Annotated in this window: 18 protein-coding genes; 3 read left to right on the top strand and 15 right to left on the bottom strand. The window is 61.5% G+C overall.

All coding sequences use genetic code 11. The features are described from left to right. Nucleotides 1-4 precede the first annotated feature (4 nt). The 5 genes from ACFQPB_RS21480 to ACFQPB_RS21460 form a co-directional block, all read right to left on the bottom strand. Nucleotides 5-883, bottom strand: a complete 879-nt coding sequence (locus ACFQPB_RS21480; protein ID WP_382227846.1) for a hypothetical protein — start codon at nt 881-883, stop codon at nt 5-7. After that, on the bottom strand, nt 880-1,749 hold the full coding sequence (locus ACFQPB_RS21475) for a universal stress protein (protein ID WP_382227843.1): 870 nt from the start codon (nt 1,747-1,749) through the stop codon (nt 880-882). The genes ACFQPB_RS21480 and ACFQPB_RS21475 overlap by 4 nt, the downstream gene beginning before the upstream one ends. After that, nucleotides 1,746-1,874 carry a hypothetical protein gene (locus tag ACFQPB_RS21470; RefSeq protein WP_382227840.1) on the bottom strand — a complete coding sequence of 43 codons (129 nt, stop codon included), beginning with the start codon at nt 1,872-1,874 and terminating at the stop codon, nt 1,746-1,748. The genes ACFQPB_RS21475 and ACFQPB_RS21470 overlap by 4 nt, the downstream gene beginning before the upstream one ends. Before the next feature lie 99 nt (nt 1,875-1,973). Then, complete coding sequence (locus tag ACFQPB_RS21465; RefSeq protein WP_382199684.1) at nt 1,974-2,372, bottom strand: GreA/GreB family elongation factor; 399 nt, start codon at nt 2,370-2,372, stop codon at nt 1,974-1,976. Between the two features lie 104 nt (nt 2,373-2,476). Further along, a complete protein-coding gene (locus ACFQPB_RS21460; protein WP_382227839.1) occupies nt 2,477-2,599 on the bottom strand; it encodes a hypothetical protein in 123 nt (40 codons plus the stop codon). A 277-nt stretch (nt 2,600-2,876) separates the two neighbouring features. Here ACFQPB_RS21460 and trpE point away from each other — a divergent pair, with 277 nt between their 5' ends. Together trpE and ACFQPB_RS21450 are read left to right on the top strand one after the other, a co-directional pair. Continuing rightward, nucleotides 2,877-4,376, top strand: coding sequence for an anthranilate synthase component I (gene trpE, locus ACFQPB_RS21455; RefSeq protein ID WP_382227836.1), 1,500 nt, complete (start codon nt 2,877-2,879; stop codon nt 4,374-4,376). A gap of 200 nt (nt 4,377-4,576) precedes the next feature. Next, nucleotides 4,577-5,857 (top strand): tyrosine-type recombinase/integrase, encoded by a 1,281-nt coding sequence (locus tag ACFQPB_RS21450; protein ID WP_003060765.1) that lies wholly within the window; start codon nt 4,577-4,579, stop codon nt 5,855-5,857. Nucleotides 5,858-5,940: 83 nt separating this feature from the next. On the opposite strand, the gene ACFQPB_RS21445 is transcribed toward ACFQPB_RS21450, so the two are convergent. Beyond that, nucleotides 5,941-6,588: a substrate-binding domain-containing protein gene (locus tag ACFQPB_RS21445; protein ID WP_020307796.1), complete on the bottom strand. Its 648-nt coding sequence runs from the start codon at nt 6,586-6,588 to the stop codon at nt 5,941-5,943. 106 nt (nt 6,589-6,694) lie between these two features. On the opposite strand from ACFQPB_RS21445, the gene ACFQPB_RS21440 reads away from it, so the two are divergent. Beyond that, nucleotides 6,695-6,988, top strand: coding sequence for a helix-turn-helix domain-containing protein (locus ACFQPB_RS21440; protein WP_003050003.1), 294 nt, complete (start codon nt 6,695-6,697; stop codon nt 6,986-6,988). An 18-nt stretch (nt 6,989-7,006) separates the two neighbouring features. Here ACFQPB_RS21440 and ACFQPB_RS21435 read toward each other — a convergent pair whose 3' ends face one another. The 9 genes from ACFQPB_RS21435 to ACFQPB_RS21395 all read right to left on the bottom strand — a co-directional run. Continuing rightward, a complete protein-coding gene (locus ACFQPB_RS21435) occupies nt 7,007-7,897 on the bottom strand; it encodes a LysR family transcriptional regulator (RefSeq protein ID WP_003050005.1) in 891 nt (296 codons plus the stop codon). Between the two features lie 187 nt (nt 7,898-8,084). Continuing rightward, nucleotides 8,085-9,602: a thymidine phosphorylase family protein gene (locus ACFQPB_RS21430; RefSeq protein ID WP_107219997.1), complete on the bottom strand. Its 1,518-nt coding sequence runs from the start codon at nt 9,600-9,602 to the stop codon at nt 8,085-8,087. Next, complete coding sequence (locus tag ACFQPB_RS21425) at nt 9,599-10,957, bottom strand: MBL fold metallo-hydrolase RNA specificity domain-containing protein (RefSeq protein ID WP_020307801.1); 1,359 nt, start codon at nt 10,955-10,957, stop codon at nt 9,599-9,601. The genes ACFQPB_RS21430 and ACFQPB_RS21425 overlap by 4 nt, the downstream gene beginning before the upstream one ends. A gap of 83 nt (nt 10,958-11,040) precedes the next feature. After that, complete coding sequence (locus ACFQPB_RS21420; protein ID WP_382227830.1) at nt 11,041-13,371, bottom strand: phosphoketolase family protein; 2,331 nt, start codon at nt 13,369-13,371, stop codon at nt 11,041-11,043. A gap of 38 nt (nt 13,372-13,409) precedes the next feature. Further along, complete coding sequence (locus ACFQPB_RS21415; protein ID WP_003050021.1) at nt 13,410-14,306, bottom strand: ribose-phosphate pyrophosphokinase; 897 nt, start codon at nt 14,304-14,306, stop codon at nt 13,410-13,412. Nucleotides 14,307-14,509: 203 nt separating this feature from the next. Next, nucleotides 14,510-15,580, bottom strand: a complete 1,071-nt coding sequence (locus tag ACFQPB_RS21410) for a lipid A deacylase LpxR family protein (protein ID WP_271259256.1) — start codon at nt 15,578-15,580, stop codon at nt 14,510-14,512. Then, on the bottom strand, nt 15,580-16,074 hold the full coding sequence (locus ACFQPB_RS21405) for a universal stress protein (RefSeq protein WP_003050031.1): 495 nt from the start codon (nt 16,072-16,074) through the stop codon (nt 15,580-15,582). The genes ACFQPB_RS21410 and ACFQPB_RS21405 overlap by 1 nt, the downstream gene beginning before the upstream one ends. A gap of 87 nt (nt 16,075-16,161) precedes the next feature. Then, nucleotides 16,162-17,913, bottom strand: a complete 1,752-nt coding sequence (locus ACFQPB_RS21400; RefSeq protein ID WP_020307805.1) for a PHA/PHB synthase family protein — start codon at nt 17,911-17,913, stop codon at nt 16,162-16,164. A 47-nt stretch (nt 17,914-17,960) separates the two neighbouring features. Continuing rightward, a partial coding sequence (locus ACFQPB_RS21395) for an IS30 family transposase (RefSeq protein ID WP_382227090.1) occupies nt 17,961-18,196 on the bottom strand: 236 nt, incomplete at its 5' end.

Below are 18,196 nucleotides of genomic sequence, written 5' to 3'. Positions count from 1 at the left end.
CCGCTCAAACCTCCGCCCACCAGCCGCTGAGCAGGCGCGCAGGTTTCTCTTGGGCGCGCACCCAGCCGCAGCTGTCCCAGCTGTCCATGGGGCTGGCCAGGCCGGCAAACACGGCATAGTCCGGCCCGGCCACGATGCGACCGCCGGCTTGCAACGACTCGCCCACGCGGATGGCGCCGCCGGCCTCGATGTCCTGGGTGGCGACCACGCCCGTGCCACATTGCAAGTGGCTTTGTGTGCGAACCGAGCCAGCGCTTTCCACCCCTTGTGCCACCTCGATGGCGCCGGTCACGCTCAGGTCGTCGCCGGTGCGTATGCCGCCTTGGCAGGCCAGCTGGCCGCCCACCACCACGCCATGGCCTGCGTGGATGCGGCCTTCCACGCGCACGTCGCCTTGGATGTCCACGTCCCAACCCACCCGCAGGCTGCCGCCGCAACGCAGTGCTTGAGCCACCTGCAGGGACCAGCCAATGCGCATGTCGGACGCCACCTGCAGCGGGCCGGCGCATTGCAGTGCGCCGCTCACACGCAGGTCTTCGCCCGCCTTCAGGCTGCCTGCGCGCACGCCGCCGCCCACACTGAGCGAGCGCCCGGTGCGCAGCACCCCGTCCACCTCCATCGAACCACGGCACTCCACGCTACCGGCGAACACCAGAGCGGGGGCGTCAAGTTCGTCCAGGCGCAACACGTCGTCGGTGGGGCCGAGCTGGTCGAGCAGCCAGTTGGCGTCGTCGAGCCGGCCGGCCGCCACCAGGTCGTCCAGCAAGGCCTGGTAGTCGCTGAGTGTTTCCTGGCGCTTGAGGTACCAGCGGTAGCCGTCGGTGCAGGGGCGTTTGCTGCGGATGAAATCGCGCGTGATGTCTTTTCGGGTCAGCTGCGTCATGTGGCGGACCTCCAGCCTCGGACCGGCATCCAGGCGCTGCGCGGCGGCGCTTTGGGCACGATGAGCACGTCCACCGGCATGTCGTTGGCCAGCGACATGCCCAGTGGGTGGCGCCACATGGGCCAGGCCCAGCAGGGACGCGGGCCACTGCCCACCACCACCAGCCCGTGCCCGTGGTGGGTTTGCTGCGCCAGAATGCGCTCGCGCACGGGGCCGTGTGCCATGGCGTACTGCAATGCGCCTTGTGGTTGGCTCAGCCCGCGTGCGAGCTGCGCCATGCGCTGGTGCACATCGACACAGGCTTTGCGCAGAAAGTGTTCCATCACGATTGGGTCGGCGTCGTCGCGTGCGCGGCTGGCCACGTCCGGCAGGTTGGCGACATGGAACACGTCGATGTGCGCCCGAACCGCCAGCGCCATGGCCCAGCGCAGCAGGTGGGCGGAGTCGGCGCGCAGCGACACCGGCACCAGCACTTTGTGATAGTCGGCAGGGGTGTGTGTGCGCATGACGAGCACCGGCACGGTGTGCAGGCGCAAGGCGCGCACGAGCCAGTGGGTGTCAGGCGGCACGGGGCCGGGGGGCTCGGCGGCCAGGCACAGCAGGGCGCACCGGTTGGCATGAAACCGCAGCACCTCCAGCGAGACCATGGCCTCCTCAATGGTGTCCACCACCAGACCAAACTGGCGCCGGAGGTGGCGTGCACGCTGCTCCAGCCGGGCCAATGGCGAGTCGAACACGTTGTGGCCGGTGCCGCAGTAGGCCAGGCGCAGTTGCATGCCGGTGGCCCGAGCCAGCGCGGCGGCTTTTTCCAGATGGCGGGGGCTGTGCGCATCGAGGGGGGTGAGGGCGAGCAGGACGGCGCTCATGGCTGGCGGCTCCCCACGGCAACAGCGCCGCCAGGCGACGTGGGTGGAGGCCACTCGCGGCGGGGCGTGCGCCCTTGGACGGCGGCAAAAAAGTGGGCGAAGGTCGCCACGGTGTTGGTGTTCATCACAGCTCCGGCAGCAGGCCACTGCGTCCGGTCGGATCGACCCGGATCGGCGGCCAGCGGTTTGAAGAAGGGGAAAGGCGGGCGAAGGGGCGGCGTGTGCTACGTCGTGTGGTCGCCACTCGCCTCCGGCTGGAACAGCATCGCGTCGATGGTCAGCAGCCGCTGTTTGCCCGAAGGCATGGTCCAGCTCACCTGTGCGCCCACGCGCCGGCCCAGCAGGGCCAGGCCCACGGGAGAGAGCACCGAAATGAAGCCCGCGTGCGGCTCTGCATCGTCGGGATAACACAGGGTCAGCTTGTGCTGCTCACCGTCGTCCTGCGTCACCAGCACCTGGGAGTACAAGGTGACCACGTCCGCGCGCACGTGGGCCGATTCGATCAGGTCGGCCGAATCGAGCAGATCGGTGAGCGCGTCGGGGGGATGACCGCCATTGAGTTTGAAGAGGCGGCCGTGGTCGAGCTTGGTGAGCCACAGCTCACCGGGGGCAATGTTTGACATGAGAACTCCAGTGGGCCACTCGTTGTTGAGCGGCCACGGTCACGCTGGGCGATGTGCCCGGCGACAGGAGTTGCGCGAAAAAGGGAGGAGGGGTGTCGCCGGGCTCAGGAATCTGCGGCCTGTGGGCAGATGAGCGCGTCACCGGTCTGGAGTGTGGCGGGCACGGGCGTGCCGCAGCCCAGCTTGTGCAAGCTGTGGCTGGTGGCGATGGTGTGGCCCGTGAACATGGGTGGGACTGTAGCCTGAGAAGCTTCAAGTGTCAAAGATGAGGGGCATTGCGCTTTGCTACACTTGCGTCCATGTTCATTCAACGCAGCACCGCCACCGCCTGCCGGGCTCCGCAAGGGAGCCGGGGAGCTTGGCCTTGGCGCAAGCCATAAAGTCTGCGTATGTTTCCGGCGCGGCCCCGTGATGCTGCCCGCGCCACCCGCGCACCCGCCCTGGGTGCACAGAACCGAATGAACGCCCTGCCACGCAGGGCCTGAGCTGCAGGAGGCTCATCCCGTGATCACCGAACTCGAATTCAAGAGCCTGGCGCAACAAGGCTACAACCGCATCCCGCTGATGGCCGAGGCCTTTGCGGACCTCGAAACCCCGCTCTCGCTCTACCTCAAGCTGGCCTTTTCCAAGGACGGTGGCAAGCACAGCTTCCTGCTCGAATCCGTGGTGGGCGGCGAGCGTTTTGGCCGCTATAGCTTCATCGGCCTGCCGGCGCGCACGCTGCTGCGTGCCAGCGGCTTTGGCGCCGTAGCCAAAACCGAGGTGGTGCGTGACGGGCAGGTGGTGGAAACGAACCAAGGCAACCCGCTGGACTTCATCGCTGCCTACCAGAAGCGTTTCAAGGTGGCGCTGCGACCCGGCCTGCCGCGTTTCTGCGGTGGCCTGGCAGGCTACTTCGGCTATGACGCGGTGCGCTACATCGAGAAAAAGCTCGAAGCCAGTTGCCCACCCGATACCCTGGGCTGCCCCGACATCCTGCTGTTGCAGTGTGAGGAACTGGCCGTCATCGACAACCTCTCGGGCAAGCTCTACCTCATCGTCTATGCCGACCCAGCCCAGCCCGAGGCCTACGCCAACGCCAAGAAGCGCTTGCGTGAACTGAAAGAGGCGCTCAAGTACTCGGTGGCCGCACCGGTGGTCAAGGCCACCCAGGGTTACGCCGTCGAGCGCGAATTTGCCAAGGCTGATTACCTCAAGGCCGTGGACCGCTCCAAGGAGCTGATCGCGGCCGGTGACTTCATGCAGGTGCAGGTGGGCCAGCGCCTCAAGAAGCGCTACACCGAAAGCCCGTTGAGCCTGTACCGCGCGCTGCGCTCGCTCAACCCCTCGCCCTACATGTACTACTACCACTTTGGGGATTTCCACGTGGTGGGGGCTTCGCCCGAAATTCTGGTGCGACAGGAAAACACGCCCGAGGGGCAAAAAGTGACCATCCGCCCGCTGGCCGGCACCCGCCCGCGCGGCGCCACGCCCGAACTGGACAAGGCCACCGAGGTGGAGCTGGTGAACGACCCCAAGGAACGCGCCGAGCACGTGATGCTGATCGACCTGGCGCGCAACGACATCGGCCGCATCGCGCAGATTGGCAGCGTCAAAGTGACGGAGGCCTTCGCGGTCGAGCGTTACAGCCACGTGATGCACCTGGTGAGCAACGTCGAGGGCATCTTGAACGAAGGCATGACCAGCATGGACGTGCTCAAGGCCACCTTCCCGGCCGGCACGCTGACTGGCGCGCCCAAGGTGCATGCGATGGAGCTGATCGACCAGCTGGAGCCCAGCAAGCGCGGCCTGTATGGCGGCGCTTGCGGCTACCTGAGCTACGCCGGCGACATGGATGTCGCCATCGCCATCCGCACCGGCATCGTCAAGGACCAGATGCTTTACGTGCAGGCGGCGGCCGGCGTGGTGGCCGACTCGGTGCCTGAGATGGAGTGGAGGGAAACCGAACACAAGGCGCGTGCCCTGTTGCGGGCGGCTGAGCTGGTGGAAGAAGGACTGGAGTGAAGACCATGGCAAAAACCAAACTTCTGATGGTCGATAACTACGATTGAGGTCTACTGGCGTCTATCAACCTCCATGGAACAACTCTAAGTCTATGTTTTTAAAGGGTTGATCGTCCATCGAGCGATTCTGAAAGCTGGACAAATCCAGTGCTCATGTGTGTAATGGAGTGTGTAACGGGCCAAACTGGAGGCGTTATACACATGGCACTCACAGCACTCAATCTTCTCTCGGCGCGCAAAGTGGAAACGGCGCAGCCCAGGCCCAAGGTGTACCAACTCCGGGACGGAGGCAGCCTCTTTTTGCGCGTTCAGCCCAACGGCTCCAAGCTCTGGTGGTACCGCTACCGGCTGGGCGGCGCTGAACAGGTGTACTCAATCGGGGTGTACCCAAAGGTCACGCTGGAGGCAGCCCGTGCGGAACGGGACCGGGCAAAGGCGTTGGTCAAGAAGGGCCTCGACCCCATCGTGGAGAAAAAGGCGGCGATCGCCCTCCAGGCCGACACATACGAACGCACGTTCGAGACCGTTGCTCGGGAGTGGATCGTCAGCAATGCTCACTGGAGCGAGTACTACACCAACCAGGTCACCAGCTACCTTGAGAAGGATGTTTTCCCCCGGATTGGCAAGTTGCCGATCAGCAGCATCAGGGCTCCACATCTGCGCCCCATCATCAAGGATGTGGCGGCTCGTGGCGCGAAGACTGTGGCGATCCTCATCCGCCAGTGGTGTGGGCAAATCTTCAGTTATGCGGCTGCCCAAGGTCTCTGCGAATACGATCCTGCCGCCTTGCTCAAGGGACTGGTCAAGCGCCCTCAGGTCCGCCACAACCCTCCGTTGACATGGGCAGAGATCCCGGACTTTCTCAATCGTGTGGACAACGAAGGGGGTTACCAGACGACAGTCCTCGCCCTCAAGCTGATGGCTTTGACCTACGTGCGCACCGTAGAACTGCGCAAGGCCTCCTGGGAAGAGTTCGACCTGGACAACGCCATGTGGTCGATTCCGTCCGAGCGCATGAAGATGCGACGCCCCCATCTGGTTCCCCTGTCACGGCAGGCGGTGGCCGCTCTTAGGGAACTACATGCTCTAACTGGCGGCGGCAAAGTATTGTTCCCGAGCTACAGAAAGCCGGGACAAGTGATGTCGGCAACGACGCTCAATCAAGCACTCAAGCGCATGGGTTATGGCGGACGGTTTTCGTCCCATGGCTTCCGCTCGACCGCAACGACGATCCTTGGACTGTTGGGATATCCGGAGAAGCGGGTCGATCTTCAACTCGCTCATTCCAAAAAGAGCAAGGACTCATCGCGCGCGCCCTACGATCACACGAAGTTTGTGGAGTCCCGCAAGGTAATCATGCAGGACTGGGCTGACATCCTTGACTCATTGCAGGCAGGGAAACCCGTTGAAGGGGTCACGAAGGCGTTTGGCCCCATGTCGAAGCGTAGAACGGCGCTGCTCCGTGTCATAGAGCGCGAGTGATGTCTGCTGCTTGGCGAGTGGAATGCCTAATGCACGTGTAGCACCTTGAACTGAAGACGCAGAACGAGGACATTGGCACTCGACTAGGTTGGAGCATTCTTGGCGACCTGCAGTGCTCTGCGCTCGAACCGCTCTGAAACAACGTCGGCTTGTCCGCAGGGCCGCTGCAGGTGGGTCACGATCTCGTAGGGTCCGTCAGACAGCGGCCGTGTGTGAATGCCCCATCCCTGCGCATGCTCAATGCGCGATTGCGCGGATACCCCGACGCCGTAGCCGGCAGCGACCCATAGCGCGATCATCTCGAAGGAAGAGACACGCTGAATGTTCTGTTGACTCACCGCGGGAAGAGAAGGCAGCCGCTGATCCAGCAAAGGGCAATTCTCTGCAGGCCAGCGAAAGACGGAGTAGTCCAACAGTTCGGCGATCGTGAGCTTCGCCTGGTCAAGTAAGGGAAAGCGCAACGGCATGGCGACGGCCATGTTCTCGGTCCATAGAGGTTGGCTTTTCAGCGACGGATCGCTCGATCCTTCAAGCGTCATGCCCGCGTCGTAGCGGCCTTCCCGAAGTCCCGCAATCAAATCATCGGCTGTGACCTCATGAAACGAAATGGTGACTTCCGGCTCTTCCGCACGCTGCAACGCAAGCAATGCCGAAAGATGCGATGACGGTACGCCAGGCGCTATGGCAAGCCTGAAATTGGAAAAGGAAAACTGGCTGGTGGCGTCGTGCATGAGAGCCCCCACAAAGCGATCGGATCAAAAAGGCGAGCCACCATGATAGCCAAAAGAGATATCTTTAACGTGGTTAAATTCGGTCGATTGATCGACGCTTCTGGTGATGCAGAAGCGCAGCGTTCAACCGGGCCGCCCCCCTGGCACAACCACCTATGAAGCCGAGCCGGCACTGGCCTTCGGCCAAGCGGTGCGTGCTGCCCGCTTGGCGCAGGGAGTCGCTCAGGATGAATTCGCGTCCATGGCTGGTATAGCTCGCTCGCATATGGGCAAGATCGAGCGTGGGGAGCACATGCCCACGCTCGCATTGATACTGAAAATCTCCGCTGCCCTCAGCATAAGTGCGGCAGAGCTGATGAGTGCAACGGAACGCAATCTTCGTGCCGATGCCCAATCTTAAGTGGTGCGGTCCGTTGCGTCAGTCGCTCGAAGGGTCCCGGAGGCGGTCGATAAATCGCACCAGCGAAGCCGATGAGTTGCTGCTTTCGAGTCGAAGCAGGTAGGTGGTGATCACGGCTGTATCCAGCGCCAATGGACGGATCACCACGTCCGGTCGCTGGCTGACCGGAATCTTGGTCGCCGTCATGAAGCCCACGCCGTAGCCGGCACCGACCAAGGTGAGCATCATGTCCAGCGAGGAAACCTCCTCAACGACATTCAGTTTGTGTTCCTGGGTCTGCAGGAGGCGCGCCAACTCGCGGCAGTAGCCTTCGCACACCTGGGGATCGCACAGGACAAGAGGATGCCCCCGGAGTTCATGGAGTGGAACCTCCTTGTGGACGAGCAGTGCGTGCCGGGCTGGCAAGGCGACCACCAGCGGGTCCTGCCAGATAGGTTCGGCGACGATGCCATCACCGACGTCGGCGGTATGAGCGAATCCGATGCAGAAGTCGCCCGAGCGCAGGCCGCGCAACTGCTCGGCCAAAGGCACTTCGGACATCCGTATCTCGATCTCGGGTTCTTCGGCACGGCAACGGGCTAGAAACGCCGACAGCCGGGGATCGAGCGCGCCGTCGGATACGGCGATGCGCAGGCTGCCTCGCAAGCCCGCCGCGACAGCCTTGACGTTCTCGCGGGCCTGCTCCAGGACGGTGAATAGCCGGCGAGTGTCCTGCAGGAACACGGCACCCGCAGCGGTCAGTCGGGTGCCCCGGCGGTCCCGGTCGAAGAGCACAGCGCCTAACTCGTCCTCAAGCTCCTTGATGGCGCGGGACAGAGGAGGTTGCTCAATGTGAAGACGCTCAGCCGCCCGTGTGAAATGAAGCTCTTCGGCCAAAACGATAAAGCAACGCAGATGCCGCAGTTCCATGAGCAATGTTCCTATACAGGCGCTGACGACCTCCTTCTGTTTGCTCCACGCTATGCGCGTTGAAAACCTCTTTTAAGCGATGTTTTTTCATGTGTTCTTGAGCATGAGATGTAGGCGTTCAACTTTTCCAAACGAGAGATCGGGCTGTGTTTGACCGAGCATTCAAGAGCCCTGTTTATCTACGGCGCTAAGGGTCAATCTTTACAATGTCCCCAATGTCTTGTACGTATGCAAGTGCATAGGCCATCTCTCCAGAGGTTTGCGTATGCAAAAACATCAATGGCTGTCCTCGTGTTATCTCGTCACCTAAGTGCACCTGCAATTGAATCCCTGCGGCTGGACTCTCAGGCGCACCGGCCAATTTGGCTAAACGAGAAAGCTTACGGTTGTCGATGTGTACTGCTCGGCCTGAAGTGGTTGCCAGAAGCGGTTCGACATAGAGAGCTTGGGGCGGCTCACGAAATCCCCCCTGTGCCGCGCAGATTCTCTGAAATTTTTCCCACGCGCGGCCACTGCTGATCGTCTCATGAGCCAACCGAAATCCCTCCCCTTCTTTGGCGACGCCGCCAAGCTCAAGCACCGCACCCGCCACCAACGCCACGCGGTCACATAGGTCTTGCGGCGCATCCGCCTCGTTGCGCAACACGGCCAACACGTCGCGCGCCTCCAACGCCGGGCCGATACCTCTTCCGACAGGTTGATTCCCGTCTGTAAACAGGCAACGCAATACAAGGCCAAATGACGCGGCGACTTCTGAAAGGTGATGCGCAAGGTGCTCGGCAGTTTCCCGGCTGCGGACTTTTGCGGTTGGCCCAACCGGAATATCGATCACGATGTGGGTCGCCCCTGCCGCAATCTTCTTGGATAACACCGAGGCAATCAGTTGTCCTTGGGTGTCAATATCCAGTTCACGCTCAATACGCACGAAGATGTCGTCCGCAGGGCTCAGGTGCATCGCGCCGCCCCACGCCACGCATCCACCCTCTTTCTCCACGACCTTTCTGAGCGTATCCAGGTCCAGGTCTACAGGAGCCAGCGTTTCCATGGTGTCCGCCGTGCCAGCGGGAGAGGTGATGGCGCGTGATGAGGTCTTGGGCATCACCAATCCATTGGCTGCGGCGATGGCAACCACCAACGGCGTGGTGCGATTTCCCGGTAATCCGCCCACACAATGCTTGTCCACAACAATCTGAGCCTGCCATTGCAGGCGATCTCCGACATCGACCATCGCACGGGTGAGATGGATGGTCTCTTGCATATCCAGAGGCAGTACCGCCGTTGCGGTCAGGAAGGCCGAAAGTGCGACATCGGTATAGCGACCATCGACCACATCACGGACGATCGCCTGCAACTCCGTCGTTTGCAGTCGGTGGCCGTGAATTCGCGCACGCACGGCCGACAACGATTCGAGCATTGGCGGATGCCGAACCTGCACAAAATCGCCCTCATGGATGTCCAGGGCATCCCAGGCGGCCTCGGACAGAGCGATCTGTCCGGCTTTGAGCAGATCGCTGTCGATTTGGTACAGCAGCGCTTGCACAGTTCGGTCGCCGGCGATGATCAGTACCTGTGACCGCGGTGCCAGCCCTTCGGCACGGCAGACATGGCAGTCGGTCCGCATCAAGACGACGGGTTGATGCTGGGCATGCAGTCGCATGCGCAATGCTTGCAAGGCGGGTGTCTGGGGCGTGATGCGGGCACTCACAGGGCGAACTCCTGGTTTTGCATGGGCACCGATGCGTGCCAATTGAGTTCGCGCTGGATACGTTCGCGCAGCGCCTCAGAGGCATCAGATTCACCGTGAACAATGAACACTCTTTCCGGCGCCTTGGTAAAGCCGCGCAGCCATCGCATCAGCTCATCGCTGTCGGCATGAGCCGACAACATCGCAAGCTCGGCGACCTCTGCCTTGATCGGCATCCAGCGTCCATGGATCTTGACTTCGCGAGCGCCCTCAAGCAGCTTGCGCCCGCGCGTACCTGCTGCTTGGAATCCAGAGAACAGCAGCGTGTTCTGATGGCTACCGCCAAACGCTTCTATGTGATGCAGCACGCGGCCGCCGGTGGCCATGCCGCTGGCGGAAATAATCACCTTGGGGTATCGATTCGCCGATAGCGCCTTGGACTCTTCAACGTCGCGCACGTATGTGACTTCTGAGAATGCCGTCTCGAAATCGTGTTGAGCGAGCTTGTGGTCGTCGGCATGGCGGTGCAGCAGCGCAGTTGCGCTGGTGGCCATGGGACTGTCCAGATAGACGGGCACGTTGCGGAGCCGACCGCGCTGTCGCAACAGCCATAGGTCATAGATCAACGACTGCGCGCGTCCTACGGCAAAAGCGGGAATCACTACGGTGCCTCCGCGGCGAGTCGTACGCTCGATGATGTCGCCTAGCGCTTCGACGGCATCGGAACGGTCATGATGACGATTGCCATAGGTGGACTCGATGATGATGTAGTCCGCTTCCGTGACGGGTTCAGGATCAGGCATGACCGCATCGTCATAGCGGCCCAGGTCGCCGGAGAACACCAAACGCTTGCCGCCGATGTCGATCTGCGCCGTCGCCGCTCCAAGAATGTGGCCGGCCCTGCGTAGAACCAGGCGTGCACCGCCCGGCAATACCGTCTCCTGATGCAGTGGCACGGGCTTGAACTGCAAGAGCGTGCGTTCGGCATCTCGGACCCGATACAGGGCAAGGGCTGGCTTGTGCTTGGAAAATCCCTTCCGGTTGGCGAACTCGGCATCCTTCTCCTGCAACCAAGCACTGTCGAGCAGGATGAGTTCGGCGACGTCCCGTGTGGCTGGCGTCGAGAAAATCTTCCCGCGGAACCCGTTCAGCACCAATCGGGGGAGATATCCACAATGATCCAGGTGCGCGTGCGTCAGTACAACCGCATCGATGTCCTTGGACTCAACGACAAGATGCTGCCAGTTCAGCTCGCGCAGGTTCTTCAGTCCTTGGAAAAGTCCGCAGTCGATCAGGATGCGGGTACTGCCATATGTGATCAGGTGTTTGGAGCCGGTGACGGTACCGGCACCGCCCAGGCTGGTCAGTGAGAGCATGAAGTTGTCTCCTCGCTTGTTGGTGGGTTGTGAAATCAGGAGCTGGCGCGGTCACTGCGGACCGTGTCAGAACCACTTGAAATTCACGCGTCGGTCGCGGCAGCAGCAGCCTGCGAACTGTTCCAGCCGGTCACTTGCGCAGCGGCATAGATGGCATCCACCCAGGTGCATCGATTGGCGATCAGCATTCCAGCCACATCGAGGGTGCCGCCGTGGTTGATGTAGCCCAAAGCCCGCGTCTTCGAAGGGCCGCTGTCAATGCGGCGAAGCACGCCCAGCATCGGCTCAGGGCGGGTATGGCTTATCAACACGCGCGGCAGGTGAGGCGGGAAGAGCGCTTGCAGGGATTCGTCACCGAGCACGAAGGCGGCCTCAAGTTCGTCTCGCGGAATGCGTAGACGGCCGGGCTCGACCACCACGGTGATGCACGACGCAAGCCCATGGTGCTCCAGGCGGGCATGGGCTTTGAGCGCTTCCTCCAACTGGTAGGCGCCAATCGCTACGAATTGCAGTTGTGCGGTGGACGGATCGCCGGCTACATGGGCTGCTCCATGCTCGATCAGCGATTGAGCCGCGGCGGCACTGAAGTGATTCGGCGTGTCGCGCTTGGAGACCACCACACAAGCCACTTGGCCGCGGCTGGCGTAGACCGCTCGCAACGCGGCGCACGCCGTGTTTTCATCCACCGGGAACAACACGCGTGCGGTGTCCGACATTTCCCCTAGCAATGCTTCGCCAATGGTCGGGTCCTGGTGTGACTGCTCGTTCTTGCTGTTCTCCCAGGTGTGGGATGTGACGACCAGCGGGATGGAGATCCAGCCTGGCGGCTGGCCCAGTTCCTTCTGTCGGCGCGCGAAGATGATCTCCTGGCGAATCAATCCAAGCATCTTGACCGCGAAGGCCTCGTAGCTGACGATCAGGTTCAGCCCCCCTTTGTTGGCGAGGGCGGCGGCCGCAACGGCTTCTTCATTGAGTGCGGTGATCACCGAGCCATGCGTCGATTCCGGGACGCCGGGTTCGGGCACGTTGACGCGGTGCTTGAGCAGTGCCAGTGTGGCTCCCATCTTGTTGCTGGCCAGTTCATCGGGATTGCCGATCCGGACGCGCAACTGTGGATTTGCCTGCGCCAGTTTCACGAACCAACGATCCAGTGAAGACATGGCGCTGCCAGATACCTTGGTAGGAGCCCAGGCCGGCACCGGCAGATGAGGGCTCGCTGGATGGCGTAGGGCCATGGGGTGCTCGCTTTCGCGCGAGCGCTGGCTCTGGCCGTGATTCGCAAGGACGGTGAGCGCGTTTTCCAGTTCGCTCTCGGGCACGAACAGCGCCGCAGCCCCTGCGTTGAAGGCCTCGCGTGCCTGCGCATCCTCGCGCGGATTGCCGTTCAGCGGCAGGTTGTGGGCGGCATTGGTCGCCGCGCCCGGGAAGCCAAAACCTTTCTCCGTCTCGGCGATCACGTAGGGCAGCTTGACCGGATAGCGCCGATCCGAGCGTGCGGCGAAGGCGCTCAGCGTGTCTTCGGCTTCAACAATGGCCCATGCGATCGCCATCGGATCACGTCCATCAACGATGACCGGATCGAAGCCGTTGTGGCGCAGGTCCTCGGCCAGCCAGGTAGCGCCACCTTCCTGCACGATCTGGGTGCGCTGCTCGATGCGCCGTCCGTTGAGAATCATGACCGGGATGGCGAAGCCGCAGTCCTCGGCGCGCCACCAGCGCGGCGCCCAGTCCGAGCCACGTTGTTCCTCGAAAGCGCCATCACTGAGGAATGCCACCAGGCTTTCTCCCGGCAACGGCGTGTGCACATACTGCAGCCCGGCGAACCCCAGATAGCCGCCTTCGGAGATCGCGCCGGCCGTGTTCGGCCCGGCATGGCTACCCAGCGGTACCGCGGGCCGACCCTGCTTATCGATGGCATAGGAGTAGAAGTCCCCGATCAAACGCGACAGGCCCGCCTCGCTGCGGTCGTAGCGTCCACGCTGGGCGGCGGATACATCGCCGGTCAGTGCGTTCACCGCCTCGATCGCGGCCACGCAGTGCCCCTGCCCCATGAGCCAGCCGCGTGTCGTCCCGGTCAGCGCGTTGGCCAACAGATAACCCACGAAGGCTGGCACCATGTTGAGCGAGCCGCCGGTGTGGCCTTCGGGCGTTTGTTTGAAATCATCGGAGCCCAGTGGGCAGCCGCTTCGGTCGATGCGCCGGGCATAGGTCATATGCGCCACTACGCTCATGGCCGTGCAGGCCACCCGGTCGGCTGCAGCCAGCAGCGCATGGGCCGAGGCTTCGTCTGCTATACGCCTTTGCGCGACCAGACGTTGCACTAGGGCCTGCATACGTTCGATGGTTTCAGACCTGTGCGCGATGGGCCCGTAACCAGCACGCCAATCGGTTGCGAGGTTAGCTTGAGAGGACATTTCAGGTCTCCTTGAAAATAGTTGGATCGATAAAAAGATCAGCCTCGCGGATCGGTTTTCCCGCTAGAGAGAGCGTCGGCAATCAGCGAAGCGAGACCAATCCGGTTGCTCGGATGCGGTACTGCGTCGGTGGACGTAATTCGGGCAAACAACGGTGTCAATTGGGCCCAGGCATCCTCGGCGAACAGGGCATGCACCACTACGCACTCCGGCTTGCGCATTCCTTGCTCGGCGAGCTTGCGCGCCGCGACGGCGAGCGTGCGGCCTGATGATGCGATGTCGTCCACAAGCACCGGCGTTCTGCCGCGCCAGATCGACAGGTCGGGAACATCGATGTCCACGCTGCGATCGCCATGGCGTGTCTTGCGAAGCACAGCGTGCGGTACGCCGATGCGGGACGCGATGGCGCCGGCCCACTGCTCGCTTTCCTCGTCGGGGCCCACGATCAAAGGTTCTTCGACATGATTCGCGATCCAGTCGGCCAGCAGTGGTGCGGCATGCAAGGTGATGGTGGGGATCGTGTAGACCGCTGATAGTGTCGGATAGCGGTGCAGATGCGGATCCACCGTGAGCAGCTTGTCGAAGGTCGATGAGACCAGACGTGCGAAGGACCGCGACGTCACGCTTTCTCCGTCATGGAATCGCTTGTCCTGGCGCATGTAGGCCAGATACGGTGCGATCAGGTTCACCTCTTGCGCGCCAAGTTCGCGCGCCGCGTCAGCGGCAAAAGCCAGAAGCAGGAACTGCGGATCAGGATGGGCCAGCGTGCAAATCACATCCACGATCCGATCGGCAGGTTCGCCATGCAACCGGACATAGCTCTCGCCATCGGGGAATCGGCGCGTTTCGATGCGGCCGGCTTCGCTGCCGCATGCCTGCGCGATGCCGCGGGCCAGATCTTCATTGCCGGGTAGGGCCAGGGTGAGTCGTTGCATCCATTTATCTCCTTATTTGTTGTCCTTGGTCTCTTATCGAGCGCGGGTGCCTTATCGTTCAGCTCGCTGTGTTCACCTTGCCAACTGGCTAATGACGACGGCATTGGCAGTACTGCGTCGACGTGGTAGCTCCACAAGCAACCAGGCTCTTGTCATGAACAGCAACAGAGTGGCTTGCATGGCGTTCAAGGAATCGATCTGCATCAGAATCGCCGTCCTACGGTGATCGTTCCGTAGACCGGGATTTCTTTTTGTCCCCGGAATTCGCGTGTGCGGTGGTAGCGGGCTATCGCGATGCGCCAGTTGCCTTGGGTAATCGCGACGCCGTAGCCGACATCCGCCACGAGTGGCCGCTTATCAACGCTATGGCCGGACTTGAAGGTATTGCCATCCAACGTGATGTCGTGCAGAACCCAGCGAGCGTCTAGCGCCACGAAGAGGTGGCCGTTCCAGTTGCTGCCAGCGGTCGTGCGCACGGGCGAGGTGTTCTCTCCGGCAGGCCGTAGCGGTGCCGTGCCTAAATCATCAGGCAGGCGCAGCCCATAGCGCAGTTCTCCACCGACATTCGCGTAGGTGGCGAAGTTGCCGAAGCTGCCACCCCAGTGGCGGGTCAGATCCCAGCCCCAACCGCTGACGTCTTCTTGCCTGAAGACTCGTGTTCGGCGTTCGTGCAGCAACTGCAGCACAGGCTCGTCGCGCAGTTGGTGTCGCCAGCCATTGAATTTGTCGACGCCGATGGTGTCATGCCACCAGTTCTGGGTTTGCCTGGCCAAGGAGGAGGGGCCCACAACACCGACGCGGATTTGTGAGGTACGCAGCGTATCGCCGCGCCGCGCGTTGTAGCCGAAGCTCAACATCATTGCGCCGGCGAAAGGGCGGTCGTCTTTGATCAGATCGCTGCGCGTTTTGTCGCTGGGGGTGTACATCATCTGTCCGAAGCCGATGGTCATGTTCTGTTCGTCAAAACCCTCGGGTTGCAGCACCGTGAGAAAACGATTCAGCCCACGGACGAGACGGGGTAGGCAAGGGTCATCGCGATAGTCCACAAGGTTGGGGGAGACCCAGCTGACGAGAAATCCATTGGAGTAGCCTTGATCTTGTCCAATGCCGCCGAACATGTCGTTGTCGATCCGCAGATTGAGCGTTCCCGTTGAGCGCAGCGGGTTGTCCTGGTGGCAGGACTGGGCCTGTGCGGAGGCGCTCAGCAATAGCAGCAGCAAGGAGGCTGCGACTTCCAGCCTCCATTCAGCGGGGTCGCTGGACTGAACTTTCATCACGCTGGCGTGCCACCCTGCCCAGGGGTTGCAGTCACAATGACCGATTGGGACTGGCGCACCAGCATCACTGGAACTGGTGCGATGCGAGCGAGCTGCTCTGCATCGCTTCCCATCAGCAGCCTGTCCACGCCCCGGCGTCCGTGGGTACCCAACACCACCAACTCGCATTGAGTAGTCAGTGCCTGCTGAGCGATGAGCACCGAGACGCGCTCGCCGTTGCTTTCCAGAAGGACGGTCTCAACCACCAGGCCTCCCTGCCTCAGCCGCAGCGCCGCCTCGTCCAGCAGCTTCTGCCCGGCCGCCAGGAAGCCCGGCCTCACTTCTTCAATATAGATCCTCGGCCTCTCGAAGCCGTTGCTATGCTTCATCTCCTCGATGACGTGCAGCAAGACGATGGTTGCGCCATTCAGGCGTGCCAGCACCGCAGCGTGGTGGAGCGCCAAATCGGCAGTAGGACTTCCGTCGAGCGGAACCAGGATTCTTGAGTACATGAATGTCTCCAGTTATCAGAGTAGAACGGGATGACGAACAGATATTGCGTATACCGTGTCGCAATAGCGGACGCGGGATACGCTTATTCAGTTGCGTACATATTCCCCTGGGGCGTCGCAAACAGTGGGGTATCCACTGGATTCAGCACCTATGAGCGGAGGCGCAACAACATCACCGGAACGCTCTCGCAGCCACGCCGACCATGCGGGCCACCAGGAATCCGGATGCGTCTGCATCGTCGCTTGCCACTCATCCGGCGCCATGTATCCATCACCGGCCGCGCGGGTATGGATTTGATATTGGCGGTTACCTCGGCCGGGCTCGCTCACGATGCCGCCGTTGTGTCCTCCAGTGGTCAGCACGAAAGTCAGCTCGGCCGAAGACAGGAGATGCAGCTTGTAAACCGAGCGCCAAGGCGCAATATGATCCGAGGCAGTGCCGACGCAAAACACCGGTACAGCGATGTCTCCCACTGAAACGGGGCGACCCGTGACGGGATAACGCCCCGCGCTGAGATCGTTATTCAGGTAAAGGCGTCGGAGATACTGCGAATGCATCTTCGCGGGGAGGCGAGTCCCATCGGCATTCCAAGCCATCAGGTCGGTCATTGCCCGGCGATCGCCCAATAGGTATTCGTCAATCATGCGAGACCATATGAGATCGTAGGAACGCAGTAGCTGAAAAGCTCCGCTCATCTGGTCGGAGGTCAAATAACCGGTTTGAGCCATGCTGGCTTCCAACAGCGCCACTTGACTCTCGTTGATGAAAAGACTCAGCTCGCCCGGTTCGCTGAAGTCCGTCTGTGCGGCAAGCAGGCTTACCGACACCAGCCGCGTATCGCCATCACGCGCCATGGCTGAAGCACCAATGGCCAGTAGCGTTCCGCCCAGGCAATAACCAGCCGCGTGGACTCCATGCCCGGGGACGACGGAAGTCACAGCGTCCAGCGCTGCATGCAGGCCGAACTCCAGGTACTCATCCATGCCCAAATCTCGATCCTCAGCATCCGGATTTCTCCAGGAGATGCAAAAAACCGTATGCCCTTGCGCAACCAGATACCGTATCAGCGAGTTATGCGGTGACAGATCCAGTACGTAGTACTTCATGATCCAGGCAGGAATGATCAGGATCGGTTCGGGATGGACTTTCTCGGTAGTGGGCGTGTACTGAATCAGTTCGATCAGTCGATTTCTCAGAACGACTTTTCCTTCCGTGACCGCTACGTCGCGCCCAACGACGAAGTTCTCCGTTCCCGCGGGAGGCTGGCCGGATAGTTGCCGACGCAAGTCGTCGAGAAAGTTGGACGTCCCCCGCGCTAGATTGGCGCCTTGCTCTGCGATGGTTCTTTTCAGGACAACGGGGTTGAAAACCGCAGCGTTGGCGGGCGAAAGCATTTCCAGCCACTGTTTGGCGCCAAACGCCAGCAGGCGTTGGTGTTTCGGATCCACTCCCCACACCCCCTGCGTGGCCTGCTCCCACCATTTGGTCTGATTGACGAATGAACTGCGGAAAAGGTCGTAGGGCCATTGATCCCATGCAGGATCGTTGAAGCGGCGGTCATTGACAGGTGACCGGTCAGGAGCGGTGGCTCCCCGGTCCGGGTTGGCCGGATTCTTCTTCAATACGGCCATCCATTGCTCGGACAGGGAGGCTGCAAACGCCAAAAGCTCGGCTTGCTTGCCAGGACTGTTTGCTAAATGGCTCGCCCAGTCCACCCACGCGAGCAACGATGTCTCCGGCGAAATAGACGACCAAGCCTGTGCCCAAGCGACATGGGCATCCCCATCCAACTTCGGATTGATGGCTGAGTCGATATTGCCGTTCTTTTTATTCGTCAAAGCGTATTACCTGGCGGATTCAAATCTGAAGTGCAACACCCTTGGTTTCAATGAACGAGGGTGGAGTGTTGGGGACTGTTCAGGAGCAGGTCCCGGTAGACCGCCAGAGGGGATCGTACGCCCAGACCTTTTCTGGGTCGATTGTTGATCTGATCAGCAATGGCATCGAGCTGCTCCTGGCTGTGGATCGATAGGTCGGTGCCCTTGGGCAGGTACTGGCGTACCAGCCCGTTCATGTTCTCGTTGGAGCCCCGCTGCCAAGGGCTGTGCGGGTCGCAGAAGT

This window comes from Hydrogenophaga atypica (assembly GCF_042665215.1).
Taxonomy (GTDB): domain Bacteria; phylum Pseudomonadota; class Gammaproteobacteria; order Burkholderiales; family Burkholderiaceae_C; genus Hydrogenophaga; species Hydrogenophaga defluvii_A.
The sequence above is the reverse complement of the archived record's forward strand: the minus strand, read 5'-3'. Positions and strand labels throughout refer to the sequence as shown.